The sequence below is a fragment of the Mycobacterium sp. genome, assembly GCF_002863225.1.
Lineage (GTDB): Bacteria > Actinomycetota > Actinomycetes > Mycobacteriales > Mycobacteriaceae > Mycobacterium.
Map to the genome: position 1 here is coordinate 57,533 of NZ_PKEK01000024.1, position 26,941 is coordinate 84,473.

Genomic DNA, 26,941 nt, shown 5'->3' on the forward strand with positions numbered 1-26,941 from the left:
GCTTCAAAACTCCATTAAATCTAGCCGCTCAGTCAAAGGCTGTGGCGCCGGTACCGCCGCAGGCGGTGAACGTCAGCGAGAGTCGCCGGCTCAGTCGAAGGACGCAGCGCCGCGTCGAGCCGCGCCCGCACCTCGTCGGTGTCGAGGTGCATCCCGATGGCGACCAGAAAATTGGGTGAGACCCCGGGTGGCGCGTTCGCGATGTGGATCGTCGGGCCGACCAGGTTGACCGCAAAGGTGGGCGTGCCCCGTCCATACCGCATCGCCACCGCACCTTTGAGTCGATATACCCCGGTCGGCGGTGCCTCGAGCAGGTCGATCAGAGCACCCGGGTCCACCTCACCGGCGGTGGTCACGGTGACCGAGTCGGCATGCACATGGTCGTGGTCGTGGTCGTGGTCTGCCACCGCACCGGCCGCTTCGTCGACGAACAGTTCACGCAACGAGAGTTGGCCCGGTTCCTCGTCGGAGCCCCCGACGTCGTAGAGCAGCCGGGGGTCGATCTGCCCGCCGACCGCCCCGACCACGGTCGCCCGTGAATTCTGTTCGCGCACCCGTTGTTCCACCCGTTCGACCATGCCGGCGCGATCATCGTCGGGGAGTTGGTCGAGCTTGTTCACGACGACCAGCGACGTCGCCCGGTAGCGCGCGAGCGGTGCCTGTCCGGTGTCGACGATGTCGAAATGCGTTGCGGCATCCACGACGTCGACCAGGCCGCCATAGCGGAGTCCGGCAACCCGGCTGAAACCGATGATCCGGGCAACGCTCAGCGGATCGGCCAAACCGCTGGCCTCGACGATGACGGCATCGAGGTTGAGCTTCGGGTCGGCGAGCTTGCTCAGCGCCTGGTCGATACCACCGTCGTCAGGCAGGCAGCAGATGCAGCCACCGGCGATCGACACCGGCTCGTCGACCTGCCCGGCCACCAGCATGGCGTCGACGTTCAGCTCACCGAAGTCGTTGATGATCACGCCGATCCGCGCACCCGGGCTGCGCAGCACGTGGTTGAGCAGCGTCGTTTTGCCGGCGCCGAGGTAACCGGTCAGGCAGATGACGGGGATGGCCGCCGGAAGCCGGCTCAGATCCAGACCAGCAGCTTCGGGCTGCCCGCCGTTTCCCGGGAGAACACGATCGGCGCGTCGATGCCGTCGAGCGTGAGACGCACCGCCGCCGCGTCTGCCGAGACGGCGACGATGGTGCCGATGGCGTAGTGCTGCGCGTCATCCCACTTGACCGTCGCGTATTGGCCGAGGTGTTGCACCGCGAGATCTTGCGGCGCGACTTCGGTGGGCTGCGGAGTCGGCAACGCGTCCAGATCCTCGTGAGCGGGTGCCGGACCCGAGTCATCGGCCCAGGCGTTCTCGTCGCCGAAGTACTCGCCGTCGTCACCGGCCTGTTTGAGTTGACCCAGCGCAGCCTGCGAGTCCGAGTCGTCGTCGTCCTCGACCCACAGTTGCCAACCCTCCGGTGGCGGCGGCCACGACGGGTCCGGCGACCAGTCCGGGTACGGCGCCCAGCCCTGGGGCGGCTTCGGCCAGTTGGGAGGCGGGTTGTAACGCATCAACCCACCATACGGAACGCGGTCAACGGAACTCGGCAATGACCTTGGCGATTGTCTCGGCGTGGTTCTCCTGGAACGTGAACGACGTCAGCCCGTACTTCTCGCGGTAGCCGCGCAGGGTGTCGGCCAGCTCACTGGTCGACCCGGTCAGCACCGACGGCATTGCCAGCAGATCTTCGTCGGATACCCCCGGCACGAATCGTCGGGTCAGCGTCAGGTCGGCTTGGTCGGAGTCACCGGATGGCACGGCGGTGATGGCCAGGTTCAGCTCCAGGTCGGCGAATCTGTCGCCGGCGGCTTCGCGAATGAATTCGATTCGCTCGGCCAACGGGTCGGCGGAGTCGGAACTGGCACCGGTCAAGCCGATGATGTCGGCGTGCTGCGCCGCGACTGTCAGCAGTCGGTTGCCGTTGCCCGCGATCAGGATCGGCACCGTGGGCAGGTTCTTCTTCAGGTGAACCGTGACGTGCTCCAGGTACTCGACGCGTTGCCGCGCGGTCGGGTACGGCAGTTCGGCCGCTTCGAACTCCTCGCGCACATACCCGGCGCCGAGTCCGAGTTCGAGCCGCCCGTCACTGAGCTTGTCGAGTTCGGCAGCGTCGCGGGCCAGCAACGCGGGCTTGTAAAACCCGGCGTTGAGCACGTAGGTGCCCAGCCGCACCCGTGACGTCACGGACGCGATTGCGGTCAGCCCCGGAAACGGAGCCGGCGCGCCGAGGTGGTCGGGCAGATACAGCGCGTCAAAACCGCTGTCCTCCAACCGCTTTGCCTTGTCCTGTAGAGCGGTTCGCGACTTGAAGCCGTGAATGCCCACCGAGAAACGAAAGGCGCGTTCGGCCATTGGCCACCTCCGGTTGTGTTGTTATCGAGACTGCGATTTCCACGTACGCGCGGCTGATGTCAGGCCGCGCACCAGTGCGGCCGTCACCGGCGACAAACCGTCGGCGCCTGGCACCGGGCTGCGCGGGCTGATCCCTCTGACCCGGGTTGGCAGTTCCAATTGTGTTCCGCCGTGGCGAGTTTGGTTCACCGGATTCTGTGGATGCTGACCGCGGAGCTCGGTCGGAATTTTGTCGAGATCGGTGACGACGTGATACCCGGGCAGGTCGAGATGCCCGGCGACGTGGGCGGCCAGTGCGCGGTTGCGTCCACCGGCCAACAATTGCGTAGCCCGGCCAATTCGCCCGTAGCCGTGTAGTGACACCGTGACGTCGACGTGGCTGAGGAACTCCGCCAGGCGCTCGGACTCCTCAGCGAGATAGTGGGCCGACGCCAGGTGGTGCGGGTACCGGTCGGGGTGGCGGACCAGATACACCGACGCCCCGGCCGCCGCGGCGGCCCGCTCGGCGATCACGTCGGTCATTTCCTCGAGACCACCGCCGTGGATGGCCAGGAAGCCGAACCGGGACCGCAACCGGCTGACCTCGACCACGGCAGGATCGGCAAGCAACTCCGAAAGGTTTTGCGGCGCAGGCGTCGTGGGCCGCGATCGTGGTTTGGGCCAGCGCGAAGGATCCCACCTGCGCAAGAAGTCGATCCAGCTCTGCGGCAACCCGTGATGGCGTGCGCCGTCGATGATCCGCTCCAGATAACCGGGCCGCGGCGGGCCCGGATTCACCCGGTGGTCGACGTAGACCCACGCATCCGCCGGCCCGTCTTCGGTCTCGATCGTCATCTGGTTGCGGCTGTAATGCGCCGGCACGCTCTCGGCTCTGTCCAGGGCGGCCAGGTCGTGGTCGGACACCTCCCAGACCACGCCGTGTACCCGCGTCCCGTCGAATGGCTCGACCGTCGCCACGCCACGCTGGTTGATCAGCCAGTCATGGTTGGCGAGCACAGCAGGGCGCGGGTCGGCCGCATCGGGACACCGCCGCGCCATCTGCTGCACGCACAGGTTGGACCCGTACGCGAAGTAGGAATGACGGCGTCGCTGCGTCACGGGTCGATGTTAGCCGAGCGAAGTATCGACCTGGACGGGCCGCAGGTTCGAACGACGTCTGAGCAAATCATTAATTCCACGAGTCGCGCCATTGCAGCGCGCTCCGAGGTGAAAAGATTGTTCAATGCGCGGCGGGGACGACGACGGCACACGGGACCGGGAGACCATCGAGCGCGAGTTGCGGCTACTGGCCAGCGTTCGTGATGCCTACCGCGAGCGAGGCAAGGAGATGCCGTCACTCGCGCAGATGGATGCGTTGCTCGACGAACTCAACGCGCTCGAAGGCACCGGAAAACACCGCTGGGAGAACGAGAATTCCGACGCCCGGCCTAGCCTGTGGCGCTGATCGTCAAATAGATCAGCACCACGTTGAGCAGACTGATCAGCGTGCCGATCGCCCAACCCGCAATCGTGGTGAGGCGGTGGTTGGTGTCGGCGCCCATCAGCGCGCGATCACCGGTCAGCCGAACCAGCGGGAGCAGTGCGAACGGAATTCCGAACGACAGCACGACCTGCGACAGCACTAACGTGCGCGTGGGATTAAAACCAAGCGCCAGGATCAACAGCGCCGGCGCCAGCGTCGCAAGCCGCCGCCACACCATCGGTATCGACCGGTGCAGCAGGCCCTGCATGATCATCGCGCCGGCGTAGGCGCCCACCGATGCCGATGCCAGTCCCGACGCCAGCAGGCCGACCGCGAACAGCGCGGCAACGAACGGGCTGACCGTGTCGTGCACAGCGGCGTAGGCCACTTCGATCGAGCTGATGTCGCCGCGGTTGCGCATGTTCAGCGCGGCGACCAGAAGCATCGCGGCGTTCACCCCGCCCGCGACCACCATCGCCAGCCCGACGTCCAGCCGGGTGATCCGCAGCAGGCGGCGGCGTTGCGGACCAGGATCGGGGTGGCCGTGCCGGTCGCGGGCCAGCCCGGAGTGCAGATACACCGCGTGCGGCATCACCGTCGCCCCCAGGATGGCCGCGGCCAGCAGCACGCTCTCCTTGCCCAGGAAGCGGGGGACCAGACCGCTGACGACCTCGCCGGGCGGCGGCGTCGCGACGAAGAAGCTGGCGGTGAAGCCGATCGCAATCACCAGCAGCAGCCCGGTGATCACCCGCTCGAAGATCTGCTGACCGCGCTGGTCCTGTACCCGCAGCAGTAAGAGCGACACGACACCGGTGACGACCCCGCCGAGCAACAGTGGCAGCCCGAACAGGATGTGCAACGCGATCGCCCCGCCGATCACCTCGGCCACATCGGTGGCCATCGCCACGACTTCGGCCTGCAGCCAGAACGCCAGCCGGGCCGGGCGGCTCAGCTTCTCGCCGATCGCTTCGGGCAGCGTCCGGCCGGTGACCAGGCCCAGCTTTGCCGAAAGGTATTGCACGAGACCGGCCATCACGTTCGCCAGGACGATCACCCAGAGCAATGCGAAGCCGAATTGCGCGCCCGCACTGATGTTCGCGGCCACATTGCCCGGGTCGACGTAGGCAATCGCGGCGACGAATGCGGGGCCGAGCAGATACCACCCGGTCTTCAGCCGGGCGCGGGTGTCCTGGGGCACCTAGCTCTCTTTCGATCGTCGAATAAGAAAGTTAGGTTAGTCGAACTGTCAGGACACCGAGTACAGGCCGCGACCGGTGATCAGGGGGAGGTCCAGCGTGGTCCGGATCCCTGCCGGTGCGGCGACGACGGCGGGGATCGCGTTGACCACCCGCATCGCGGTGGCAACCAAGCCGGCGTGGTTGTGGTCGCCGTTGGGGCTGCCCAGGCAGACGTCGACGGCGTAGGACGGTTCGCCGGTGATCTCGATCCGGTAGCAACCGCCGGGCTGGGCCGGTTGCGGCCAATCCGGGCACAGGTCCTCACGCAACCGGGTGACGTGTTCGAGGACGACGACGGGATGGCCGTCGACCACGCCTTGTACCTCGAACCGCAGCGCCGCGGCGGTGCCCTCGGCGATGTGCCCGGAGGCGATGTCGAAGTCCTCGGGTGCTGGAATCCGTTCCTGCCGTTCGGTGACCGCGTCGAGTTCGACACCCAGCCCCGCCGCGAGTTGGCGCACCACTGATCCCCAGGCCAGGCTCAGCACGCCCGGCTGCAGCAGCATCGGGATGTCGTCGAGCGGCTTGCCGAACCCCATCACGTCGAACATCACCGCCGCGCTGTCGTAGGTGGCGTAGTCGACGATCTCCATACAACGGATCTGCTGAACGCTCTGACACGTTCCCGCCAGCGCCAGCGGGATCAGGTCGTTGGCGAAACCCGGATCGATGCCATTGACGAACAGGCTCGAATTACCTTCCTGGGCAGCATCTTCGATCGGCTTGAGCATGTTGTCCGGCAGCACCTGCCACGGGTACTGCAGGAAAACGGCGCTGCTGCCGACCACGTTGACACCGGCGGCAAGAATGCGCCGGTAGTCCTCGAGCGCGTCCGGCAACCGATTGTCCGCCAAGGCGGTGTAGACCGCGCACTGCGGGCCGCTGGCCAGCACCTCGTCGAGGTCGGTGGTGGCCTTGATTCCTGTTGAAACATCAAGGCCGGCAAGCTCTCCGGCGTCTTTGCCGGCTTTGGCGTCCGAGGAGACCCATACCCCGGTGAGCTCGTAGTCCGGGTTGGTGATGAGCGCTTTGAGCGCGTGGATTCCGACATTGCCGGTGCCGATTGCGGCGACTTTGATTGGCATGTCACAGATCCGGGATCGGTAGGTCGAGGTTGGGGAAGGTGATGCCGCCGTCGACTTCGATCACCTTGCCGGTCAGGTAGGCGCCGGCTGGCGACGCCAAATATACTGCGGCGGCTGCGATTTCGTCGGGCTGGCCAAGTCTTCTCAGCGGCGTTGCCTTCTCCATCGGCTCTCTGAGGTCGTCGTTGGAGGCGACCACGTCGAGTGCCGAGGTGGCGATCGAGCCCGGCGCGATCGCGTTGACCCGGACCCGCGGGCACAGGTCGAGCGCGGCCAGCCGGGTGTAGTGCGCAAGTGCGGCCTTGGCAGTTCCATAGGCCGCGAAACCGCGGCCCGCGACGCGGCCCATCGTCGAGGTGATGTTGATGACGCTGCCGCCACCGGAGTGCTCGAGCATCAGCGGCACTGCGGCGACGGTCAACGCATGGGCCGTGGCCACGTTGAAGGTGAAGGCGCTCTTGAGGTCTTTCGTCGAGGTGGTCAACAGCCCATTGGGCATGGTTCCGCCGACGTTGTTGACGACGATGTCCAGCCGCCCGAACGCGTCGACGGCCTGGGCGGCCAGCTCCGCGGTGGCCTCCGGCTGAGCGAGGTCGGCTGTGACGATGTGGGCCCGTCGGCCCGCGGCATGGACCTTTTCAGCGACGGCCTCTAGTTCGGATTGCGTGCGGGATGCGATGAGCACGTCGGCGCCGACGTCGGCGAAGGCCAATGCAATGGCCGCGCCAAGACCACGCCCACCGCCGGTGACGACGGCAACCTGGCCGTCGAGTCTGAATTTGTCGAGGATCACGGGCGCCACCGTAACAAGCCGCCGACAGCCGGGGAACCCTCTTTCTGAAACATGTTCTAGTTTTTTCGCATTAAGGATCCGTCAAGCGCGGGTGGCTTAGTTGGCGCGACAACGCGCTGTACCGTACGACAGCGGGGTGTCCGGAGACGACCCTCCGCCGTTCTAGGTAGCGGCGTTGGGGCGCCCTTTGTACTGCGGGCAGTAGGCCGACACGGCGACCCCGATGAAGAAGCTCGACTGGCTGGCGTTGAGGTCGGTGTCGCCGACCAACTTCATTGTCAAGGCGCTTGCGTTGTAGTGCTTGTCCAGCCCGTCGCACACCATGTGAGCCTCGGCGAGCATCGCGTCACGATTCTGGTCATTGATCACGATGTTGCGCTTGGCGAGGGCCACCACCACCGCGTCGTCGGTGGCATCGGCTGACGCCGGCGTCGCGCAGGCCAGGGCGGTCACGATGGACGACAGCATCAGTGTCGCCCAACCGGTACATCGAACTTTCATGCAGCGACGTTAATCCAGATCACGCGACTTCGCGCGGCGAATCGACCGTCGAAGACGCAACGCCTGACGCGCGTAGCAGGACCGCCAGCACGACAGCGACCAGCAGCAGCGCCGGGACGTCACCCCACAAGTGCCCGGTGTGGTGCTCGCCACCGACCGACTCGACAGCCATCACCAGGGCGTGCACCACACTCGACCACACCGCGAACCAGATCAGGCTCACGTGGGCCTCCGGTCGTCGGGCCGCGTTCCAGAGGAACAATCCGAGCGTCACGTACAGCCCCACGATCATCATGAAGTAGTCGGACTGGTGCGGAGCGCCGTGATGCCATGCCCATCCCGACGGCCACACCACCGCCAGGGGATAGACGAGCATCATCACCGTCCCGAAGAAGACGAGTGCGACCTGGAGCAACCGGTAGCTGGTGGATTGCGTCACGGGATCTCCAAAAGTGCTGTGCTTCAGCTGGTTTCGCTATCCCCAGCTTCCCGGGGTGCCTTGCGGCACCTGCTGGCCCAGCCAGTTGCAGGGCATCATGGTCCGCCAGGCGGTGAAGGCGCACTGCTGTTGGGGAGTCAGTGGACTACCACCGGCGCACTGGGGCGTGTCGGGAGTGCCGCAGATCGGGGGATCGGCGTGGCCGGGCGGTGCCGCTCCGATCAAGCCGTACAAAACAGCGGCTGCGACGATCGCGAGCCCCGCTACTACCCTCTGAAATTGAAATTGACCCATGTCGTGCTGCTTCCTGAACGCGGCCCGGATCTGGCCGCACTGGACCGGACCATACCTCCGGCTCACGCGGGCACGCTGGGGAAACGGCAAATTCCCCCATCTGCTGGTCACCAAGACCGGCGATCGGATGCCCGTAAACCGTTCTAGCCCTTAGTGGCCGACTTCTTGGCGGGGGCTTTTTTGGCCGTCGACTTTTTGGCTGCGGTTTTGGCCGGCGCCTTCTTGGCGGGCGCTTTTTTGGCAGCGGTCTTCTTGGCGGGAGCCTTTTTCGCCGCTGCCTTGTCGCCGCCGGCGCGGGCCTTCACGCTCGCTTCGAGCTTGGCAAGCAGATCTGAGACGTCCTCGGTCTCGTCGAGCTCCTTCGGCTGCTCCTCGGTGGTAAAGGCTTCGCCGCCTTCGAGTTTGGCCTGCACCAACTCGTGCAGGTGCGCCTGATACTCGTCGTGGTAGCGGTCGGGATTGAACTCATCGGCCATCGACTCGACCACCTGGCCGGCCATTTTGAGCTCGGCAGGTTTGACCTCGACCTTCTTGTCCAGCACCGGGAAGTCGGGGTCGCGGATCTCGTCAGGCCACAGCAGCGTGTGGATCACCATGACCTCGCGCTTGCTGAAGTCCTTGACCCGCAACGCTGCAAGTCGTGTCTTGTTACGCAAGGCGAAGTGGACAATCGCCACCCGATCGGTATCGGCCAGCGTTTTCGCCAGCAGCACATACGATTTCGTCGACTTGCCGTCGGGCTCGAGGAAGTAGCTGCGGTCGAACATCATCGGGTCCAGCTCGCTGGCCGGGACGAATTCCAGCACTTCGATCTCGCGGCTGCGCTCCTCGGGCAGCGTCGCGATGTCGTCGTCGGTGATGATCACCATCTGGCCGTCGTCCGACTCGTAAGCCCGCGCGATGTCGCGGTACTCGACGACTTCGCCGTCGACCTCACACACCCGCTTGTACCGGATGCGGCCGTTGTCCTTGGCATGCACCTGGTGGAACTTGACGTCGTGGTCCTGGGTCGCGCTGTAGACCTTGACCGGGACATTGACCAGCCCGAAGGAGATCGAGCCCTTCCAGATCGAACGCATGCTGCCAGTATGCCCACTCCGCTGGGCGGATACGCGCCTATCGCTGCTGCGCCGCAGCGGTCAATGCCTCCCGATCCGGCAGGTCGGCGCCCGCGCGGCCCACGGTCACCGCCGCCACCGCGCTGCCGGCCTCCAGCGCCTCGGTCAGCGACTCGAGGTCGAGACCGGCGAGCTCAGCCCGTCGCTCGGCGCCCAGAAGGCCCTGTGCCCACAGTGCGTCGAGCAGTCCGACCATGAACGAGTCACCAGCGCCGACGGTGTCGACCACCCTGGATGATCGCGCGGGGACCCGTACCGCGCCGGCCGCGCAGACGGCTTCGGCGCCCTGGTCGGCCATCGTCACCGCGACGATCGCCGGACCCAGCGCCTGCCAGGTTCGCGCGACGTCGTCGGGCTTGCGGTCCGGATGCAGCCAGCGCAGGTCTTCATCGCTGACCTTCACGATGTCGCTGCGCTCGACCAGATGCTCGATGCGGGTACGGGCCAGTTCCCGGTCGGCGATCAGCGAAGGTCGCACGTTGGGGTCGAAACTGACGGTGGCCGACACCCGGTAGGCGTCGACCAGCGCCGCGACGGCCAGACAACCCGGATCATGCATCGCGGCAATGGATCCGGTGTGGACAAACAGCGGAGGCGCGACGGGCGGCGTGCCGGACAGCTGCCAGTCCAGGTCGAATTCGTAGCTGGCCGAGCCGTCTTGGGCGACGGTCGCGCGGGCGGTGGTGGTCCGGTCTGCGCTGTCGCTGCCGGGAACGAGCTGTGCCCCAGACGTTTTGACGTACTCGGCGATGCGACGACCGTAGGCGTCGGCGCCGATGTGGGTGAGGAAGTCGACGTCGCGGCCCAGCCTGGCCAGCCCGACCGCGACGTTCAGCGGACTCCCGCCGACATGTTCGCCGATGACCTGATGGCCGTCCTGGACGATGTCGATGAGTGCCTCGCCGATCACCAGCCCGCGGCTCATTGCACCAACGCCTCCAACGTCGCGCGAGCGCCCTTGTTGTGCAACGAGTCCAGGGCCCAGCGGTAAGACTCGACGAAGCGGTGCTGGTGGGCCAGGTCGGCGAACACCGCGGTGACTTCGATGAATGCGTTGGGGTTTTCGTGCTGCGAGCGGGCGATCGGAATCAGCGAGTCGGCCAACTGGTCGAGCACCTCGTACGGCTCGCCCCACTCGTCGACGCCCTCTGCGTAGCGTGCCCAGCTGGCCACGGCCGCCGACGCCATCGCCACCGGCCCGCCGCTGGCCAGGTTGTCGGTGATGACCGGGAACAACCATTTCGGAATGCGGTCCGACGAGTAGGCGCAGATCCGCGCGACGGTGTCGCGCACGGCCGGGTTGGCGAACCGCTCGATCAGCGTGTGGGCGAACTGGTGCAGGTCGATCCCGGGCACCGGCGGCAACGTCGGGATGGCCTCGTCTTCGAGGTAGGACAGCAGGTACTTGGCGAACACCGGGTCCTGCGCAGCGTCGTGGACGTACTCGAAGCCGCACAGATGGGCGAAGTAACACAGGCACTGATGCCCCGCGTTGAGCATCCGCAGCTTCATCAACTCATACGGCCGCACGTCGTCGACGACCAGCACGCCCGCCTTCTCCAGCGGCGGGCGGCCGTCGGCGAAGTCGTCTTCGATCACCCAGGCACTGAACGGCTCGGCCACCACCGGCCACCGGTCGTCGACGCCGAAGTCGCGCCGTACCTCCGCGGCCATCTCCAAAGTCGTTGCGGGAGTGATGCGGTCGACCATCGAGTTCGGGAATCGGGCATGCTCGCCCACCCATTCGGCCAAGTCGGGATCAACCCGCTCGGCACCCGCCAGCACGGTGCGCTCGGCGACCTCGCCATTGTTCTCGATGTTGTCGCAGGAGACGATGGTGGGCGCCGGGATCCCGTTCCTGCGACGCCGCGCGAGAGCCTCGGTGATCAGGGTGAAAGCCGGACCGTCGGGATCGAGGTATCCGCCTTCGGTGATGGTCAGCGAGATGATCTTGGTGGTCGGCGCGGCCAGCACCTCCAACGCTGACTCCGGATCGTCCGGGGCGTAGCGGTAGTCGATGATCGATCCGATCACCTGGGCGTCCCGGGTGCCGTCGGGGTTCTCCAGGATCAGCGTGTACAGCCCGTCCTGACCGTCGAGGACATCGCGCATGGTCCAGTCGGCGGGCATTACGCCCACGCCGCAGATACCCCACTCGTCGGCCAGACCCTGCTGCAACAACAGGTTGATGTAGGCAGCCTGGTGCGCGCGGTGAAAGTGACCGGCACCGATGTGCGCGATACCCACGCTGACCTTGCTGCGGTCGTATTTCGGGGCGTCGACCGGCAGGTGTGCCAGGGCCGAGTTGTTCAGAGCTATTGCGTCAGACACGGTAATGCAACTCCTTCCGGGGTGGCGATGCCTAGCTGAGCGCGGAACCCCCGCTCGTTACCGCCGCCAGAATGAGGGCGTCGGCAAGGGCCCGCCACGAATCGGTGACGGCGACTGCACCGGCATCGAGGAGGTCGGCGATGCGGCTCTGCTTTTCGTCGGCGGGCACAAACATCACGTTACCGACGGCGTAGTACCCGGCGGCAACGGCCGAGGTCACACCGGGTACCGAGTCTTCGACAGCCAGGCCCTGCGGGCCTTCGACACCCAGCACCCGGCCGGCCTCGAGATATACGGCGGGATCGGGCTTGCTGATCGGCACCTCGAGTGAGTCCTCGGCACTGAAGCGCACCGCCTCGGGCACGAGGTCGTCGAGCCCCGCAGCGGTGAACGACGCCTTCAGCCGGCCCAGTGCGCTGGAGCTGACGGCGGCCAACGCGAAGCGCGGTGCCAGATCCTGTAGTGGCACAAGTACATTCGGGTCCGGCTTCAGGGTGACGGCCAAGTGAGCGGTCACCTGCTCGCGCTCCCGGCCCACCCATTGTTCGAGCTCTTCGGCGGTCAGCGCGTGACCGTCGGCCAGGTCGCGCTCGGACGCCACCTGCGCGTCGGGGCGGCTCTCGGCCAGGGTCTTCTCGAACGGAACGCCGCTCAGCACGGCCAGATCAGTTGCGGTGCTGCGAAAGTTCTTGCCGACGGCCTTCCTCCGAAGCTCGTCACCGCTCAGCGGGGAGTCGACGCCGAACCGGGCCAGAAACTGGGTGGTCACCTCGGCTGAGGCATCGAAAGCTGGTGCCTCGGAAGGGAACAGGTTGTCGTCGGCGTCCAGCAACAGCGTGGTGACCGACGCCGGGTTGAACGGGCGGACGAATTCCAGCGGCTGGCTCATTGCAGCACCAGTTCGCGTTCGTTGTTGCCGAGTGCCTCGCGCAGCGTGGCAATCACGCCGCGCTGGTCGATGTCGGTGATCATCGCGCGCAGACGGTCGGCGAACCCGGGAACCGTCCGGAGTTCGGCGAAGATCTCGTGTCGCAACACCGGCTCGGGATTGTTGCCGTCCATCGTCGCCAGCTTGGTCAGCAACTCCTTCTCGGGATCGTCGACGCGAAGCTTGGATCCATTGAGGTCGTAGCCCCGCAGGTACCGGATCCAGCCGGCCAGGGCGAGCATCAGCAACGTGTGCGGGCGGCCCTGGTCGATGGCCTCCTGCAACGACGGCAGCAGGAACGACGCGATCTTCTCCGAGCCGCGCCGCGCCAGTCGGGTCAACTGGTCGCTCATCTGCGGGTTGCTCAGGCGCGACAGCAGCGAATCCCGGTACTCAGGCGTGTTCATCCCGGGCACCGCCGGCAGCAACGGCTGGATCTCGTCGCGCAGGAGTTGTTCGACGAAGTCGCGGATGGCCTCGTTGCCCATGGCCTCGTCGGTACGCCGATACCCGGCCAGCATGGCCAAGGTCGACATCGCGATGTGGGTTCCGTTGAGCAGGCGGGTCTTCACCAGCTTGTGGTCTTTGACGTTGGAGACGAACTGGGCGCCGACCTCGTCCAGCGGCGGACGACCGTCGCAGAAGTTGTCTTCGATGACCCACTGCGAGTACGGCTCGGTGAGCACCGGCCACTTGTCGGCAATCCCGAAGGTCTGTCGGACGAACTCGACCTCATCCTCCGAGGTCTGCGGGGTGATGCGGTCGACCATCGAGGACGGAAACGCCACATGCGCGTCGATCCAGCGGGCCAACCCCGGATCCTTCAGCGCGGCGAACGAGACCAGCGCGGTACGCGCCGCCGCGGTGTTGTCGGGAATGTTGTCGCAGCACATCACCGTGAACGGCGTGGTGCCGGCGCGACGACGCATTTCCAGCGCCTCGGCCAGGTATCCCCACGCGGTGACGTAGCTGCCGGTGTTGAACAGGTCGGCACGGACATCGGGATGGCTGGCATCGAACTCGCGGGTGACCGGGTCCAGGAAGTACCCGTTGCCGGTGATGGTGAGGCTGACGACGCGGGTCCGTGGATCGGCGAGCGCGTCGCGCACCGCCGAGCCGTCGTTGGGCGCGTAGTGGACGGAGCCGATCGAACCGATCACCCGGGCCGTCTCGCCCTCGTGTCCGCGCTCAACGACCGTATAGAGGCCGTCCTGGGCCGACAGCACATCCTTGACATCGCGGGAGCGCAGGCTGATGCCGGTGACCCCCCACTGATTGGAGACACCGGAACTGGCCAGGTCGTCGAAGTAGACGGCCTGGTGGGCACGGTGGAAATTGCCCGCCCCGATGTGCACGACGCCGCGTTGCAGGCTGGACCGGTCGTAGTTGGGCACGTCGACGCGCTGAGCACGCATCGGGATGGTGTCGAGAGTGTCGTTGCTGAGCGGAACTCCGGCGCTTGGCCGCCAAGGAATTACTTTTCGCATGCCCCTCCGTGCCCATAGAAACCTCTTACTTAAACGTTTTAGTGGAATATGTCACGGCGCCTTTACACGGCGACCAGCCGATCACGGGCATAACAGGTGGTGAGGACGGTTATCGGGCGGCGTAGCTTGAGATGATGGCGCAGCGGGTGCGGTTGACCAACGCCGACAAAGTTCTGTACCCGGCGACCGGGACCACGAAGTCCGAAATCTTCGACTACTACACCGGTATCGCGGAAGTGATGATCCCGCATATCGCCGGACGCGCAGCCACCCGCAAGCGCTGGCCCAACGGCGTCGACCAATCTTCGTTCTTCGAAAAACAATTGGCAGATTCAGCCCCCGAGTGGTTGCCCCGCGGCAGCATTGCGCACAAGTCGGGAACCACCACCTACCCGATCATCGACAGCGTCGACGGTCTGGCGTGGATCGCGCAGCAGGCGGCACTGGAAGTGCATGTGCCGCAATGGCGTTTCGAGGCCGAGTGGACGCGCAAGGGTGAGCAGCTCAGTCCTGGCCCGGCCACCCGCCTGGTGTTCGATCTCGACCCGGGTGAGGGTGTGACGATGGCGCAACTGGCCAAAGTGGCGCGCGCCGTACGCGATCTGATCGCCGACATCGGGCTGACCACCTTTCCGCTCACCAGCGGAAGTAAGGGCCTGCACCTCTACAGCCCACTGGACAAACCGGTGAGCAGTCGGGGCGCGTCGACACTGGCGAAACGCGTTGCGCAGCAATTGGAAACGTCGATGCCCAAGCTCGTCACCTCGACGATGACCAAGAGTGTGCGGGCGGGCAAGGTGTTCGTCGACTGGAGCCAGAACAGCGGCGCTAAGACGACCATCGCCCCGTATTCGCTACGCGGCCGTGAGCAGCCGACGGTCGCCGCACCGCGGACGTGGGATGAACTCGACGACACGAAGCTGCGCCAGTTGCGCTTCGACGAAGTGCTCGAGCGAGTCCAACGCGACGGGGATCTGCTCGCAGAGCTCGATGACGACACGGGTTCCGCCGACCGGCTGACGAAGTATCGCAGCATGCGCGACGCCACCAAGACCCCGGAGCCGGTACCCAAGGCCAAACCAGCTGTGGGGCAAGGTAATACCTTCGTCATCCAGGAGCATCACGCCCGCCGGCTGCACTACGACTTCCGCCTCGAGCGCGACGGCGTGCTGGTCTCGTGGGCGGTGCCGAAGAATCTGCCGGAGACCACCGCGGTCAACCACCTGGCCGTGCACACCGAAGACCATCCACTGGAGTACGGGAGTTTCGAAGGCACGATCCCGAAGGGGGAGTACGGCGGCGGCAAGGTGATCATCTGGGATGCCGGCACCTATGACACCGAGAAATTCAATGAAGACGAGGTCATCGTCACTCTGCACGGTCAACGCATTTCGGGTCGCTACGCGCTGATTCAGACCGACGGCAACCAATGGCTGGCGCACCGGATGAAGGATCAGCACGTCTTCGATTTCGACGGGCTGGCACCGATGCTGGCCACCCACGGTTCGGTGGAAAAACTCACGGCATCCCAATGGGCATTCGAGGCCAAATGGGACGGCTACCGGCTGCTGGTCGAAGCCGACCACGGCCAAGTGCGACTGCGCTCGCGCAGCGGGCGCGATCTCACCGCCGAGTTTCCGCAACTCCGTTCGCTGGCAGCCGATCTCGGTGACCACCACGCCGTACTCGACGGTGAGGTCGTCGCGCTCGACGCGGCCGGCGTGCCGAGTTTTTCCGAGATGCAGAACCGGGCGCGTGCCACCCGAGTGGAGTTCCGCGCGTTCGACCTGGTGTATCTCGACGGGCGGTCACTGCTGCGGGCGAAGTACCGGGACCGGCGAAAGCTGTTGGAGACACTGGCTTCTGCCGGTGGCCTGAACGTGCCCGACCTACTGTCCGGTGACGGTGCCGAGGCGCTGGAATACTCGCGCAAGCAGCGCTGGGAGGGCGTGATCGCCAAGAAGCGTGATTCCACCTATCAGCCGGGCCGGCGCTCAGCGTCCTGGATCAAGGACAAGTATTGGAGCACGCAGGAAGTCGTGATCGGCGGCTGGCGCAGGGGTGAGGGTGGGCGTACCAGCGGCATCGGCTCGCTGTTGATCGGCATTCCCGCGGCAGATGGACTGCAATTCGTCGGCCGCGTCGGTACCGGCTTCACCGAGCGCGACCTGGGCAGTCTCAAGAAGACACTCGAGCCGTTGCACACCGACGAGTCACCCTTCAACGCAAGGCTTTCCACCCAGGACGGCAAAGGGGTGACCTTCGTGCGACCCACGTTGGTCGGGGAGGTCCGCTACAGCGAGTGGACGTCGGACAACCGACTGCGCCAACCGAGTTGGCGGGGCCTGCGGCCCGACAAAGAGCCCGGTGAAGTGGTGCGGGAGTAATTGCGACTCACTGCGCGGATCGCAGCGCGACGCCGTCGAGCAGTGACGTCAGAAGAAGTTCGAACGCTCGATCGTCGGGCGGTGCCGGCCGCGCCGGCGCGTTGTGCCTCTGCGCCAACCGTGCGAGCAACACCGAACCCTGGACGAGTTCCGACACTGCCGCATAGGTCTCGCGGGCTGTCTGCTCATCGATGCCGGATTCAATCATGTTCGTGATCGCTTTCTGCGTCTCCTGCTCACCGAGTCGTCGAGCCAACGGGGTCAATGCGCCGCGAATGAGGATCAGATCCGTCAAGACGGGATTGCCGAGGAACGTCTGGCGTACTCCCCGTAGATGCGCCGTCAGCGAAGCTCGCCAATCGCTGGATTCCGCGAACGTCGGAAACCCGGTGCGGCGCAACACGCGATCGGTCATGGCGTCGAGAAGCTCTGACTTGTTGCGAACGTGCCAGTAGATACTCGTCACGCCCACCCCGAGCGATTTGGCGACCAGTGGGATACTCAGCTCGTCGATCGAGGAGTCCGCCGCGATAGCGAAGGCCGTCTCCACAATCGCGTCTTCGGTCAGTGAGCCTCGCGCTCGCCGGACTGGTTGTCGCCTTGGCTCCGAAGCCCGCGCACTCACTTCCGAGTCTGGCGGGTCACGACCGAGGGGCCGGCCAACGGCACGTCCAGGAGTCCGGGCGGGGCGTCGATCACTGCCGGGATGGCGTTGATTGCCGCCATCGCCGTCGCAGCGACACCGGGGTTGGTGGGGTCACCCGGTGTGGGGTCCAGATGTAAGTCGAGGGTCATGTTCGGGTTTCCTTCGATGCGAAACACCATGCCGCCCTTGCCGGGTTGCGCTGGACGCGGCCAAGAGTCGGGCCACGGCGTCGAGGTCACCGTCGCGAAGTATTGCACCGACACGACGGGACGCCCGCCGTGCACTGCGGCGAGTTGCCAGCGGTGGCCGCAGATGGTGTCCTTCGGGATCACGCCCAGGGCGGTGTCGAGATCGCCTGGGGCCAGGATGGTCTCCCAGTCCAGCGTTACGTGTTCGACGTGGACGCCGAGCGTGTCGGCGATGTAACGCACGACGGGCTCCCAGTCGTTGTTCACCTTGCCGACAGCAATGCGGATAGGAACGTGGCCATCGGGCTTTCCAAATCCCATCGACTCGTGGAGCACCTCCCAGATTGGATAGGACAAGTCGAGGTCGAGTGCGTATTCGTCCATGCGGTAGGTGTCGATCACCCCGGCGCCCGTCAGCAGTGCGGTGGGCAGATTGAGGCTGACGAAGCCAGGTTCGCAGCCGGTGGCGTAGAAGGTCGAGTTGCCTTTTCGTGCGGCAGCTTCGATCGGTTCGCGCCAATTCGCCGGTGCCGCTTTGGGATACACCATCGGGATCGCGGAGATGGTGACGACGTTGATGCCGGCTTCCAGGTATCCGACGATGTCGGTGATCACCTGGTCTTCACGGCGGACGGCGGTTGCGCAGTAGGCGATGCAGTCGGGCTTTGTGTCGAGGACCGCCGTCCGGTCATCGGTAGCTGCGACACCGACGTCGGTCCGACCGCACAATGCGCCGGCGTCCACGCCTACCTTCGCCGGCGAGGACACCTCGAGGCCGACCAGTTCCAGAGCGGGGTCGTCGATGATTGCGCGCAGAGCCACGCTGCCCGTCATGCCGGTGCCGATATGGACGACGCGACGCTTCGGGGCGTCGGGAGATGAAGTCACAGGTCTTGCCTCTCAACGAGGTGGGAGCGGTTGCCAATTCAACGGGCCGCAGCTTACTGTAGGCCTAACCAGTATGACTTACCAGTGACATTGCAGTATCGCGCGTCAGGGGAGTTAGGCATCGCGATGTTCACCCTTCGATTCGACATGCGTTCTCGATCACCGGGACTCGCCACATCCGACCTGTATGCGGCAGCAAGCGGGATGTCGGCGTGGGCGGAGACCCGTGGCTGCGTAGCCGCAGTCCTGTGTGAACATCACTGCGCCGACGACGGTTATCTGCCGTCGCCGCTGCTGCTCGGCGCGGCGATCGCCGCCCGCACAAAACAGTTGATGCTGAACCTGGTCATTCTGCTCCCGCTCTACGATGTGGCTCGCTTGGCGGAGGACATCGCCGTGCTCGATCACATCAGTACGGGACGGGCCAGCTACGTCTTCGGAATCGGTTATCGCGCCGAGGAATACGCGCACTTTGGGTTGGCGATGTCTGATCGCGGCCGGTTGGCCGATGAAAAGCTCGGCCTATTGCGCCGTTTATTGGCGGGGGAGGAGGTCGAACACGGTGGCCGGCGGATGAAGGCGACACCGCGCCCGCGGACGCCGGAAGGTCCGATGCTGAGTTGGGGTGGTGCGAGTCTCGCTGCGGCACGGCGTGCGGGACGCAACGGTCTCGGCCTGCTTGCCAACGGTGGGGTGCCCGGTATGCAGGAGGCCTACGAAAAGTCGTGCCGTGAAAACGGTTTCGAGCCCGGCTTTGTGCTCATCCCCGATCGAGATGCGGCCACCAATGTTTTCGTGGCCGAGGATGTCGACGCGGCATGGGAAGAGATCGGAGAATATCTGCTCCACGACGCCATGGCGTACTCGGAGTGGAACCCCGACAATCAGGTGTCGGCGAACATCACCACCGCCAAGACCGTCGACGAGCTCCGCCACACGTCACCGTCGCACGTGATCCTGTCGATCGACGAGGCAAAGCAACGCCTCGCCGACGGCGAGATGTTCAACCTCTCACCGTTGTGCGGTGGAATCCCGCCCGACATCGCGTGGCCGTATCTGCGGAGGTTCGCCGAGCTGACCTAGCGCAATCAACTACCTGCGCGACAGCGGCGCCGGATAACCGGCTTCCAGCAGCCCACGGGTCGCCAGCTGGTCGGCCAACTCGTTGTCGGCGACACCGGAGTGCCCCTTCACCCAGAACCACTCGACCCGGTGACGCTCGCAGGCGATTCGGAGCCGCTTCCACAGATCGACATTCTTGACCGGCTGTTTGGCGGCGGTCATCCACCCGTTGCGTTCCCAACCGAGCACCCACTTGGTGATGCCGTTGCGGACGTAGGTGCTGTCGGTGTGCAGGTGCACCACCACAGGCCGGGTGAGCGCTTCCAGCGCCATGATCGGCGCGGTCAATTCCATTCGGTTGTTGCTGGTTTCGGCCGGCTCGCCGCCGCACATCTCGCGAACATGCCTGCCCTGACGCAGCACCGCCCCCCAGCCGCCGGGGCCCGGATTCGGCCGGCACCCACCGTCGGTGTGGATGACGACGACGTCCTCGCCTGCCGCTGTCATGCGCCGAGGATAGGTGCTGAGATCATCGCCGAGCGCACCGACATACCGAGTTCCCTGTGACGCAATGTGGTGATTCGCCGTCCCGGCTGCACAGCGTCCTTGACCGGAGCCGTCCGGTCGCCGAAGAAAGCGGCGGTCGCGTCGATGTCCGTGACTTCGTAGGTGATGCCCCACAGCGTCGACGGTCCTTCGTCCTTGCCGCCCGGGGAACCGACGACCTCGATGATGACGTCGCCGAACCGTACGAAGATCTGGCGGATCGGTTGTCCGCCGAGCTCGGCGTCACGCTTCCGGCGGGGTGTGATGCCGATCGCGGCCAGCGCGTCGAGCGTCCGGTCCAGGTCGGGGGAGAACAGCACGATGTGGTCGATGCCGGTGACGCCGTTCGGATGCACGGCAGGCATCGAGAGATCCGCCTCGGACCGTGTGGTCGGGATGCCGTCGAGGTCATGACCGAAGCCTTCGGGCAGGCCACGCAATGACCACCCGGCCATGCCGGTGCCGCGCACGTCCCCAGACAGCCTGATGTTGACGCCGCCGACGCGGGAGACGTCGTCGGAATCTACGCTGAAGCCGGCCCGCTTCCAGGCGCCCGCGGGGTCGGCGACCTCGATCTCGGCGACGGTGACGGTCATAGCCGAATACGGTATCGCGCTGCGGTGCCTGGTATTTCGGAACGGTCCTGAGCTCGACGTGTCAGCGTAGTTGCGGCAGCACGTCGCGCTGCCAGGACTCGAAAAAGCCGTCCATGTCGGGGCCGATCTGCTGCACGTACACCTCGTCGGCGCCCGCGTCGAGGTACTGACGCATCTGCGCGGCGTGCTTGTCGGGGTCGGGGCCCGACGCAACAGATTCGGCGACGGTCTCCTTGGGCACCAGGGACATGGCCGCTTCGAAGTCGGCGGGACGCGGGAGGATCTGGGCGAGTTGGCCCGGCAGGCTCTCGTTGGCCCAGAGTTGGTGAGCGAACTCCAAGCCCTTGTCCGGATCGCGATCCCAGCTCACTTTGGTGCCGGCCTGGACGGGCTTGTCGCCGCCACCGGCGTCGCGGAAGGTCTTGATCAGTTCGGCGTCGGGCAGGACGGTGACGAACCCGTCTCCGATGCGGCCGGCGAATTCCGCGGCCTGCGGGCCGAAGCCGGACACGTAGATCGGCACCGGCTGTTCGGGCAGTGTGTAGATTCGCGCTTCCTGTACCTCGTAGTGAGTTCCGTGGTGGCTGATTTCGTTGCCGCGCAGTAGTAGTCGGATCAGGTCGACGGCTTCTTCGAGCATCTCCAGGCGAAGCCCTACCGAGGGAAACGGGTCGCCCAGTACGTGCTCGTTGAGCGCCTCACCGCTACCCACGCCAAATACGAACTTGCCGTTCAGTTGCACCGCGGCGGTCGCGACGGCCTGCGCGATGATCGCCGGGTGGATGCGGATGGTGGGACACGTGACCGCGGTCGACACCGGCAACGACGTGGCTTCTGAGAGCGCGCCTATCACGCCCCACACGAACGGGCTGTTGCCCTGGGCATCGTTCCAAGGATGGAAGTGGTCCGAGATCCACAACGAGTCGAAGCCGGCGGCCTCAGCGCGTTTGGCCTGATCCACCAGTTCCTTCGGGCCGAACTGTTCGCAGGAAAGAAAGTATCCGATCTTCGACATGGTGGGTCTGTACCCAAAGCCAGGGAATGCTACGCGAGATTCTGTTGTGGCACAGCGTGTTCTGCGAGGCACCGCAGTGATTACGGAGCTTGGCATCCAGTCGTTTGTTTGGCTGAACCCCGCATTGGGCATTGCCTGCGTGTCCGGTAAGCGGCTGCCGAAGTCGAGGCTGACGCACTCTAGAAGGGACATCGCAAGCCGTGGCTGAATCGAATCTCACCGCTTTGTCGTTGGTGTGCAGCCTGAAACCGTCGCCGGCGCCCTCGAGTAGCCAGCTCATAGCCGAGCATGTCCAGGCGGAGCTGGGAAAGTACGGCGTCACAAGCGAGACTGTCCGGATCGTGGACCACGACATCAAGCCCGGCGTCGAGAAGGACATGGGCGATGGTGACCAGTGGCCGGCCATCAGGGACAAGGTGCTCGCCGCCGATATCCTGATCTTCGCGACGCCGACCTGGATGGGGCAGACGTCCAGTGTCGGGCAACGGGTGCTCGAACGCCTCGATGCTGAACTCGCCGAAACCGACGACGAGAACCGGCCGATACTGCTTGGCAAAGTCGCTCTTGTCGCGGTGGTGGGCAACGAAGACGGCGCCCACCACATCGTCGCCGATGTGTTCCAGGCGCTCAACGACGTCGGCTTCACCATTCCCGCCCAGGGTTGTACGTACTGGAACGGCCCCGCGATGGGCAAGACCGATTACAACGACCTCGACGAGGTGCCGGAGTCGACGGCGTCGGCGACCGCGAACGCCGCCCGCAATGCGGCGCACCTGGCGCGCAGTTTGGCAAAAACGCAGTATCCGCCGTACCCGTCCTAGCGTCCGGGGTGCGGCGTTACTTTACGGTTGCCTCATGCCCGCCGTGACATTGGAAACGCTCGAAGACAACATCGCCGGCGTGACGTTGAACCGCCCGGACCGGCTGAATGCCATCGACGGCTCGTTGATCAACGAATTCGATCAGGCACTCGATGCGCTCAGCAGCGGTGAATTCCGGGCTGCGGTCCTGACCGGCGCCGGCCGCGGCTTCTGCGCGGGGGCAGACCTGAGCGGCACCGGAGAAGCCTGGACGAAGAACGCTCCGCACACCCCGGCGTACAAGGTGAACTACGACGCCCAAGTCCGGCTGGCCGACCTGTACACCCGGCTCTACGAGTTGCCGATACCGGTGATCGCCGCGGTCAACGGTGTCGCGGTCGGCGGCGGGCTGGCCTTCGCGCTGCACTCCGACATCCGGATCGGTTCGGAGAACGCCCGATTCGGGTCGGTGTTCATCAAGGCCGGCTTCTCGTCGATGGACATGGGCACGAGCTACCTGCTGCCCAAGATCGTCGGGGCAGGCGTCGCACGGGAGTTGATGCTGACCGGTCGGATCATCGATGCGGACGAGGCTTATCGGATCAAGCTCGTGCATGAGGTGGTGCCGGCCGACGAGTTGATGACGGCAGCGTTGACCAAGGCCCGCTCGATCATCGACAACAACGCTTTCGGGGTGTGGCAGACCAAGATCGGGCTGAACGCCGCGCTGGACGCACCGAGCCTGCGGCATGCGATCGAGATCGAGAATCGAACCCAGATCCTGACCGGGTTCACCAACAATCCGACCGAGGCCGCCCGGGCGCACATGGAGAAGCGACCGCCGGTGTGGGATTCGATGTAGCCGTTGGGCTTTGGCGGTCGCCCGCTAGGCTTTGGCGATCACATTCTCGGCGAACATCTCCAAGTTGCGAATCTTGCTGTCCAGCGGTTCGCTGTCGGGCCCCATGATGTAGGGGATCCGGAAGCCGACGATCACGTCGGTGACGCCTTTGTCCTCGAGGCGTTTCACGCCGTCGAGAGTGAAGCCGTCCACCGAGATCACGTGGATCTCGAATGGTCCGGTCTTGCCCTCCTCTTCGCGAAGTTCATTGAGTCGCTTGAGAAGTCGGTCGAGCTCGGCTGGGTCGCCACCGCCGTGCATCCAGCCGTCGGCGCGGGCGGCCCGTCGTAGCGCAGCGTCGGCGTGGCCGCCGATGAGGATAGGGATGGGTTGTGTCGGAGCCGGAGTCATCTTGGTCTTGGGGATGTCGTAGAACTCGCCGTGGAATTCGAAGTAGTCGCCGGTGGTCAGGCCCCGGATGATCTCGATACATTCATCCATTCGCTTGCCGCGCTTGGCAAACGGCACGCCCATCAACTCGTAGTCCTCCGGCCACGGGCTGGTGCCCACGCCGAGCCCGACCCGGTTGCCGATCAGCGCGGCCAGCGAACCGGCCTGCTTGGCCACCAGGGCAGGCGGGCGGATCGGGAGCTTGAGTACGAAGAAGTTGAACCGCAGCGTCGACGTCACCGCACCCAGCGCAGCGGTCAGCACGAACGTCTCGATGAAAGCTTTGCCGTCGAGAAATTCGCGATCACCGTCCGGGGTATAGGGATACTTCGAATCCGACTCGAACGGGTACGCGACGCTGTCCGGGATGGTCATGCTGGCGTAGCCGGCCGCCTCCGCGGCCTTGGCCAGCGGGATGTAGTACGCCGGATCTGTCATGGCCTCCGCGTAGCTGAATCGCACACCGTCTCCTTCGCCGAGTTGGCTTCCACTACTCGGCAAATACTAGATATGCAGTGTTCTGGCGGCTAGAGACGGTTTTCGGGGCCGATGATCGCCCACACCGTCTTGCCGGACGGCGTGGGTGAGCAACCCCACGCGCGGCAGACCGACGCGACAATCGCCAGGCCGGAGATTCGGTCGGCGCCGCGGCGCGGGTCCTCATGGCGCGCAGCCGGCGTCGAGCTGTCATCGCGAACCGAAACCGTGAGCGCGTCGCCGTCGGTCTCCAGCGCCAGCACCAGCCCGCCGGAGGTGTGCTGCAGAACGTTCTCGACGAAAACGTTGGCCGCGACGGTCGCAATCGGTGCGCGGTCCCTGAACGACCACTCGGAGAGTTGCCGTGCGACAAATTCACGGGCCGTTCGAAGGCTGGCTAGCGTCGCCGGCAGCTCCGTGCTCGCCCGTGATACGGCACGGTGAGTGTCGGGGCGGAGTGCTGTCAACGCGGCCCCGGTCGTGGGATGTATCTGGATGTAGCGTGTTATTCCGTTGCGTGCCATAATCTTTCGCCGCTCGGCATCGGCGCAGACCAGGTGAATGGGGGTGGCGGGCCAAGTGCCGACCAGCCAGCGGGCACTGGTGAATACGGCCAACGCCGACAGTGCCGGCACGTCGAGGCCGTTGACGTCGACGAGAACGGCAGAAGGCTCGTCCAGCGCGGCCTTGACGATCGCGTCGCGGAGTCGCAGATAGGTGCTGCTGTCGACGATGCCGCGAACCGTGAGCAGGCAGGCAGTTCCGGCCGCGCGTTCCGAGACCGTCAGGGGGCTGACCTGGTTAGCCATCAGCGGTCCAGCCTCCGACGATGAGCGTGCTGTTGCTGGTTGCCATAGTTTTTCCCCCGACGCGATGGCTACCCATTGCGCCGAGCAGGCAATCTTGGCCGGATGCGGCGGTTAGATGAGCTGCGGGTGCGCCAGCGGGTAAGGGGGCGCACCAACCCCGGCGATGGAGTGTGTGCCCTGCGGCGTGAGTTCGGTGATACGGGCGGCGGCGCTGGTGTCACCCACCGTCACAGTCAGCGCGCGAGCCCGCACCAGCTCGGCCGGAATTGCATCGAAAACCGTTCCCTGCCAATGGTATTGCCCGTCAAACGGTTCGATTCGTCCGGTGAGTGCAACCCGGACGTGTTCGGTGGTGTCGGCGGCGGTCAGGGTCGCCGGCCCGTCGTAGCTGTCCGCGTCCGCGGTGCGGTACGACGACAGCTCGAATGCAGAGCTATCGACGTGCAACGCCGGTGCCCGCAGGTGAACCCGCTCGTTGAACACGCCTTGGGCACTGCGCCGGGCCTCGATGCGGGTGTTGTCACCCAGCAGGGACAGGCAATCGACGATATAGCGCATCGAGGCGGTGAAATCCCGGCCGCCGATGGTGAAGTAGTTGGGGAATCCGTGCACCGCCACCCCGAGGTAGGGTTCGGCGCCCTCGATCCATGTCTGTTGGACGGTCCGGCCGCGGGAACCGACCAGTGCGGTGGCCGGCAGCGCCGCGCGTACGGCGAACCCGGTGCCGTAAATGATCGCGTCGGCGTCGTGATGGACACCGTCGACGGTGCGGACACCGACCGCGGTCACCTCTTCGATCGGCGAGCGGACCACCTCGACACGGCGCCGGAACAGCGACCGTTTGGGCCGCGAGACGTAGCGCCGGGGTGGCAGGGGGAATACCTCGAGCCTTGCGCCCGATGCGGCCATCCGCTCGATCAGCGCGCCGGCGGCAGAGTCGGCGCCGAGCACCGCGACCCGTTTGCCGGCTGGATCGAAGTAGGCGTTGGGCATCGCGGCATGCATCGCGGTGCCGCGAAAATCCCTGCGGCCGAACACGTCGGGGACCAGCGGGACGAACGGCGACTCAGACGCGATCACGACGCGGCCACGGCAGGTTTCGCCGTCCTCGGTGGTCAGCGTCCAGGTATCGGTCTCGTCGTCGAACACCGAGCTGACCACGTCGCGGTCGAAGATCACGAAGTCGTGGATGCCGGCCGCCAGCAGCTCGGTTGCGGCGTCGCCGTCGCCGACCAGGACGACAGCGTGCACACGCTCGGTCACAGGAACCGGGTGCGCGTCCATCCGCGGCGCGCCAGCGGACCCATCAACCCGACTTCGGACAAGAACGTCGCCAGCGGAGCGAACCCCGCCACCTGGACTTCGCGGCGGTGCGCACTGTTGCGCTCAGTCCGGCGAGCCTCACGGGCGTCCAGCCCGGCCCGCGCGTACTGAACCTTGTTGGTGAACAGGTAGCGGAAGAACCAGCCGCCCAAGCCGTTGACGTTGCCGACGAACCAGCGCTCGGCACGGCGCATCTGCGGCGACCGCTTACGCAACCCGTCGCGGGCGAACTGGATGTGGCGGGCCTCCTCCGTCACGTGAATTCGCATGAGCCGCTGAATGATTGGCTGCAAATCGGGATCGTCCATCATCTGCCGCTGCAGCGAGTCGAAGATCTCCTCGCCGATCAGCGCGGCCACCCACAGCACCGAGCCGCGGAAGAAGAACGGCAACGTGTTGATGACCATCCGGTGATAGAGCCGAGGGCGTACCGGCTTGGCGCCGACCCGCTCAATGGCCTTGCCGAACATCACCATGTGCCGGGTCTCGTCACCCAGTTCGGTCAGCGCGTAATGGGTGGCGCTGCTGGTGGGATCGGTGTGCATGATCTTGCGCAGCAGCGCCTGATTGAGGATGTTCTCGAACCAGATGCCGGCCGACAGTGTGTTCACCAGTTCCTGGCGGGACAATTCGATGCGCTGAGCACGAGTCATGTTGTCCCACAGCGCCGTTCCGTATAGCGACACCACCCTGGGTGGCAGGTAGAACTTGTCCGGGTCCAGGGGTGCGTCCCAGTCGATGTCGACAACCGGCTCGTAGGACTTCTTGACCGAACCTTTGAGTAGCCGTTCGGCGAAGTCTTCACGACCGCCTGGCTTCACCGCACTGGTCATCG

General features: G+C 65.4%; 29 protein-coding genes. 5 read left to right on the top strand and 24 right to left on the bottom strand.

Going from position 1 to position 26,941, the window contains the following annotated elements; translation table 11 throughout:
- Positions 1–32: 32 nt before the first annotated feature.
- From CYU59_RS05330 to CYU59_RS05345, 4 genes are read right to left on the bottom strand one after another with little or no spacing between them, the layout of a single operon-like run.
- Complete coding sequence (locus CYU59_RS05330) at positions 33–1,082, bottom strand: GTP-binding protein (RefSeq protein ID WP_292976814.1); 1,050 nt, start codon at positions 1,080–1,082, stop codon at positions 33–35.
- The gene (locus CYU59_RS05335; RefSeq protein ID WP_292976686.1) at positions 1,079–1,561 is read right to left on the bottom strand and encodes a hypothetical protein; all 483 of its coding nucleotides are present in this window, start codon (positions 1,559–1,561) and stop codon (positions 1,079–1,081) included. The genes CYU59_RS05330 and CYU59_RS05335 overlap by 4 nt, the downstream gene beginning before the upstream one ends.
- Positions 1,562–1,583: 22 nt before the next feature.
- Positions 1,584–2,402, bottom strand: a complete 819-nt coding sequence (locus tag CYU59_RS05340) for an LLM class F420-dependent oxidoreductase (protein ID WP_292976688.1) — start codon at positions 2,400–2,402, stop codon at positions 1,584–1,586.
- Positions 2,403–2,423: 21 nt separating this feature from the next.
- Positions 2,424–3,500: a poly-gamma-glutamate hydrolase family protein gene (locus tag CYU59_RS05345; protein WP_292976690.1), complete on the bottom strand. Its 1,077-nt coding sequence runs from the start codon at positions 3,498–3,500 to the stop codon at positions 2,424–2,426.
- A gap of 124 nt (positions 3,501–3,624) precedes the next feature.
- Between CYU59_RS05345 and CYU59_RS05350 the strand changes: the two genes are divergently transcribed.
- Complete coding sequence (locus CYU59_RS05350; protein ID WP_292976692.1) at positions 3,625–3,846, top strand: hypothetical protein; 222 nt, start codon at positions 3,625–3,627, stop codon at positions 3,844–3,846.
- On the opposite strand, the gene CYU59_RS05355 is transcribed toward CYU59_RS05350, so the two are convergent.
- From CYU59_RS05355 to CYU59_RS05405, 11 genes are all read right to left on the bottom strand, one after another.
- Positions 3,830–5,062, bottom strand: a complete 1,233-nt coding sequence (locus tag CYU59_RS05355) for an Nramp family divalent metal transporter (protein ID WP_292976694.1) — start codon at positions 5,060–5,062, stop codon at positions 3,830–3,832. The two genes, CYU59_RS05350 and CYU59_RS05355, sit on opposite strands and share 17 nt — an antisense overlap.
- A gap of 48 nt (positions 5,063–5,110) precedes the next feature.
- Complete coding sequence (locus CYU59_RS05360) at positions 5,111–6,187, bottom strand: diacylglycerol kinase (protein WP_292976696.1); 1,077 nt, start codon at positions 6,185–6,187, stop codon at positions 5,111–5,113.
- Position 6,188: 1 nt separating this feature from the next.
- Positions 6,189–6,980 carry an SDR family oxidoreductase gene (locus CYU59_RS05365; RefSeq protein WP_292976698.1) on the bottom strand — a complete coding sequence of 264 codons (792 nt, stop codon included), beginning with the start codon at positions 6,978–6,980 and terminating at the stop codon, positions 6,189–6,191.
- 162 nt (positions 6,981–7,142) lie between these two features.
- Entirely contained in the window at positions 7,143–7,481 is a 339-nt protein-coding gene (locus tag CYU59_RS05370; protein ID WP_292976700.1) for a DUF732 domain-containing protein, read from the bottom strand.
- Positions 7,482–7,500: 19 nt separating this feature from the next.
- The gene (locus CYU59_RS05375) at positions 7,501–7,920 is read right to left on the bottom strand and encodes a DUF6632 domain-containing protein (RefSeq protein ID WP_292976702.1); all 420 of its coding nucleotides are present in this window, start codon (positions 7,918–7,920) and stop codon (positions 7,501–7,503) included.
- A 36-nt stretch (positions 7,921–7,956) separates the two neighbouring features.
- Positions 7,957–8,214 (bottom strand): hypothetical protein, encoded by a 258-nt coding sequence (locus CYU59_RS05380; protein WP_292976704.1) that lies wholly within the window; start codon positions 8,212–8,214, stop codon positions 7,957–7,959.
- A 143-nt stretch (positions 8,215–8,357) separates the two neighbouring features.
- Positions 8,358–9,293, bottom strand: a complete 936-nt coding sequence (locus tag CYU59_RS05385; protein WP_292976706.1) for a Ku protein — start codon at positions 9,291–9,293, stop codon at positions 8,358–8,360.
- 37 nt (positions 9,294–9,330) lie between these two features.
- Positions 9,331–10,257 carry a carbohydrate kinase gene (locus CYU59_RS05390; protein ID WP_292976708.1) on the bottom strand — a complete coding sequence of 309 codons (927 nt, stop codon included), beginning with the start codon at positions 10,255–10,257 and terminating at the stop codon, positions 9,331–9,333.
- Positions 10,254–11,663: a mannitol dehydrogenase family protein gene (locus CYU59_RS05395; RefSeq protein WP_292976710.1), complete on the bottom strand. Its 1,410-nt coding sequence runs from the start codon at positions 11,661–11,663 to the stop codon at positions 10,254–10,256. Before CYU59_RS05395 ends, CYU59_RS05390 begins: the two co-directional genes overlap by 4 nt.
- Positions 11,664–11,694: 31 nt before the next feature.
- Positions 11,695–12,552 carry an HAD family phosphatase gene (locus tag CYU59_RS05400; protein ID WP_292976712.1) on the bottom strand — a complete coding sequence of 286 codons (858 nt, stop codon included), beginning with the start codon at positions 12,550–12,552 and terminating at the stop codon, positions 11,695–11,697.
- Complete coding sequence (locus tag CYU59_RS05405; RefSeq protein WP_292976714.1) at positions 12,549–14,078, bottom strand: mannitol dehydrogenase family protein; 1,530 nt, start codon at positions 14,076–14,078, stop codon at positions 12,549–12,551. Before CYU59_RS05405 ends, CYU59_RS05400 begins: the two co-directional genes overlap by 4 nt.
- A gap of 131 nt (positions 14,079–14,209) precedes the next feature.
- Here CYU59_RS05405 and CYU59_RS05410 point away from each other — a divergent pair, with 131 nt between their 5' ends.
- Entirely contained in the window at positions 14,210–16,465 is a 2,256-nt protein-coding gene (locus CYU59_RS05410) for an ATP-dependent DNA ligase (protein ID WP_292976716.1), read from the top strand.
- A gap of 7 nt (positions 16,466–16,472) precedes the next feature.
- On the opposite strand, the gene CYU59_RS05415 is transcribed toward CYU59_RS05410, so the two are convergent.
- Both CYU59_RS05415 and CYU59_RS05420 read right to left on the bottom strand, forming a co-directional pair.
- A complete protein-coding gene (locus CYU59_RS05415) occupies positions 16,473–17,015 on the bottom strand; it encodes a TetR family transcriptional regulator (RefSeq protein WP_292976718.1) in 543 nt (180 codons plus the stop codon).
- A 71-nt stretch (positions 17,016–17,086) separates the two neighbouring features.
- Entirely contained in the window at positions 17,087–18,133 is a 1,047-nt protein-coding gene (locus tag CYU59_RS05420) for a dihydrodipicolinate reductase (RefSeq protein WP_292976815.1), read from the bottom strand.
- Positions 18,134–18,313: 180 nt separating this feature from the next.
- Here CYU59_RS05420 and CYU59_RS05425 point away from each other — a divergent pair, with 180 nt between their 5' ends.
- On the top strand, positions 18,314–19,270 hold the full coding sequence (locus CYU59_RS05425) for an LLM class flavin-dependent oxidoreductase (RefSeq protein WP_292976816.1): 957 nt from the start codon (positions 18,314–18,316) through the stop codon (positions 19,268–19,270).
- A 9-nt stretch (positions 19,271–19,279) separates the two neighbouring features.
- Here CYU59_RS05425 and rnhA read toward each other — a convergent pair whose 3' ends face one another.
- The 3 genes from rnhA to CYU59_RS05440 form a co-directional block, all read right to left on the bottom strand.
- The gene (rnhA, locus tag CYU59_RS05430; RefSeq protein ID WP_292976720.1) at positions 19,280–19,756 is read right to left on the bottom strand and encodes a ribonuclease HI; all 477 of its coding nucleotides are present in this window, start codon (positions 19,754–19,756) and stop codon (positions 19,280–19,282) included.
- A complete protein-coding gene (locus CYU59_RS05435; RefSeq protein WP_292976722.1) occupies positions 19,753–20,391 on the bottom strand; it encodes a VOC family protein in 639 nt (212 codons plus the stop codon). Before CYU59_RS05435 ends, rnhA begins: the two co-directional genes overlap by 4 nt.
- A 61-nt stretch (positions 20,392–20,452) precedes the next feature.
- Entirely contained in the window at positions 20,453–21,406 is a 954-nt protein-coding gene (locus tag CYU59_RS05440) for a TIGR03557 family F420-dependent LLM class oxidoreductase (RefSeq protein WP_292976724.1), read from the bottom strand.
- Positions 21,407–21,606: 200 nt separating this feature from the next.
- On the opposite strand from CYU59_RS05440, the gene CYU59_RS05445 reads away from it, so the two are divergent.
- A complete protein-coding gene (locus tag CYU59_RS05445; protein WP_292976726.1) occupies positions 21,607–22,227 on the top strand; it encodes an NAD(P)H-dependent oxidoreductase in 621 nt (206 codons plus the stop codon).
- A gap of 43 nt (positions 22,228–22,270) precedes the next feature.
- A complete protein-coding gene (locus CYU59_RS05450) occupies positions 22,271–23,068 on the top strand; it encodes an enoyl-CoA hydratase/isomerase family protein (RefSeq protein ID WP_292976817.1) in 798 nt (265 codons plus the stop codon).
- Positions 23,069–23,092: 24 nt separating this feature from the next.
- On the opposite strand, the gene CYU59_RS05455 is transcribed toward CYU59_RS05450, so the two are convergent.
- From CYU59_RS05455 to CYU59_RS05470, 4 genes are all read right to left on the bottom strand, one after another.
- The gene (locus CYU59_RS05455) at positions 23,093–23,959 is read right to left on the bottom strand and encodes a TIGR03619 family F420-dependent LLM class oxidoreductase (protein ID WP_292976728.1); all 867 of its coding nucleotides are present in this window, start codon (positions 23,957–23,959) and stop codon (positions 23,093–23,095) included.
- A 65-nt stretch (positions 23,960–24,024) separates the two neighbouring features.
- Entirely contained in the window at positions 24,025–24,783 is a 759-nt protein-coding gene (locus CYU59_RS05460) for a sulfate transporter (RefSeq protein ID WP_292976730.1), read from the bottom strand.
- 111 nt (positions 24,784–24,894) lie between these two features.
- Positions 24,895–26,046, bottom strand: coding sequence for a DUF4873 domain-containing protein (locus CYU59_RS05465; protein WP_292976732.1), 1,152 nt, complete (start codon positions 26,044–26,046; stop codon positions 24,895–24,897).
- Positions 26,043–26,939, bottom strand: a complete 897-nt coding sequence (locus CYU59_RS05470; protein ID WP_292976734.1) for a diiron oxygenase — start codon at positions 26,937–26,939, stop codon at positions 26,043–26,045. Before CYU59_RS05470 ends, CYU59_RS05465 begins: the two co-directional genes overlap by 4 nt.
- Positions 26,940–26,941: the final 2 nt, after the last annotated feature.

Coding starts and splice junctions, on each gene's coding strand:
- CYU59_RS05370 (WP_292976700.1), bottom strand. CDS start 7,481: ATGAAAGTTCGATGTACCGGTTGGGCGACACTGATGCTGTCGTCCATC.
- CYU59_RS05390 (WP_292976708.1), bottom strand. CDS start 10,257: ATGAGCCGCGGGCTGGTGATCGGCGAGGCACTCATCGACATCGTCCAG.
- CYU59_RS05440 (WP_292976724.1), bottom strand. CDS start 21,406: ATGTCGAAGATCGGATACTTTCTTTCCTGCGAACAGTTCGGCCCGAAG.
- CYU59_RS05350 (WP_292976692.1), top strand. CDS start 3,625: ATGCGCGGCGGGGACGACGACGGCACACGGGACCGGGAGACCATCGAG.
- CYU59_RS05420 (WP_292976815.1), bottom strand. CDS start 18,133: ATGACGGGCAGCGTGGCTCTGCGCGCAATCATCGACGACCCCGCTCTG.
- rnhA (WP_292976720.1), bottom strand. CDS start 19,756: ATGACAGCGGCAGGCGAGGACGTCGTCGTCATCCACACCGACGGTGGG.
- CYU59_RS05360 (WP_292976696.1), bottom strand. CDS start 6,187: ATGCCAATCAAAGTCGCCGCAATCGGCACCGGCAATGTCGGAATCCAC.
- CYU59_RS05380 (WP_292976704.1), bottom strand. CDS start 8,214: ATGGGTCAATTTCAATTTCAGAGGGTAGTAGCGGGGCTCGCGATCGTC.
- CYU59_RS05435 (WP_292976722.1), bottom strand. CDS start 20,391: ATGACCGTCACCGTCGCCGAGATCGAGGTCGCCGACCCCGCGGGCGCC.
- CYU59_RS05425 (WP_292976816.1), top strand. CDS start 18,314: ATGTTCACCCTTCGATTCGACATGCGTTCTCGATCACCGGGACTCGCC.
- CYU59_RS05400 (WP_292976712.1), bottom strand. CDS start 12,552: ATGAGCCAGCCGCTGGAATTCGTCCGCCCGTTCAACCCGGCGTCGGTC.
- CYU59_RS05405 (WP_292976714.1), bottom strand. CDS start 14,078: ATGCGAAAAGTAATTCCTTGGCGGCCAAGCGCCGGAGTTCCGCTCAGC.
- CYU59_RS05385 (WP_292976706.1), bottom strand. CDS start 9,293: ATGCGTTCGATCTGGAAGGGCTCGATCTCCTTCGGGCTGGTCAATGTC.
- CYU59_RS05340 (WP_292976688.1), bottom strand. CDS start 2,402: ATGGCCGAACGCGCCTTTCGTTTCTCGGTGGGCATTCACGGCTTCAAG.
- CYU59_RS05335 (WP_292976686.1), bottom strand. CDS start 1,561: ATGCGTTACAACCCGCCTCCCAACTGGCCGAAGCCGCCCCAGGGCTGG.
- CYU59_RS05470 (WP_292976734.1), bottom strand. CDS start 26,939: ATGACCAGTGCGGTGAAGCCAGGCGGTCGTGAAGACTTCGCCGAACGG.
- CYU59_RS05460 (WP_292976730.1), bottom strand. CDS start 24,783: ATGGCTAACCAGGTCAGCCCCCTGACGGTCTCGGAACGCGCGGCCGGA.
- CYU59_RS05410 (WP_292976716.1), top strand. CDS start 14,210: ATGATGGCGCAGCGGGTGCGGTTGACCAACGCCGACAAAGTTCTGTAC.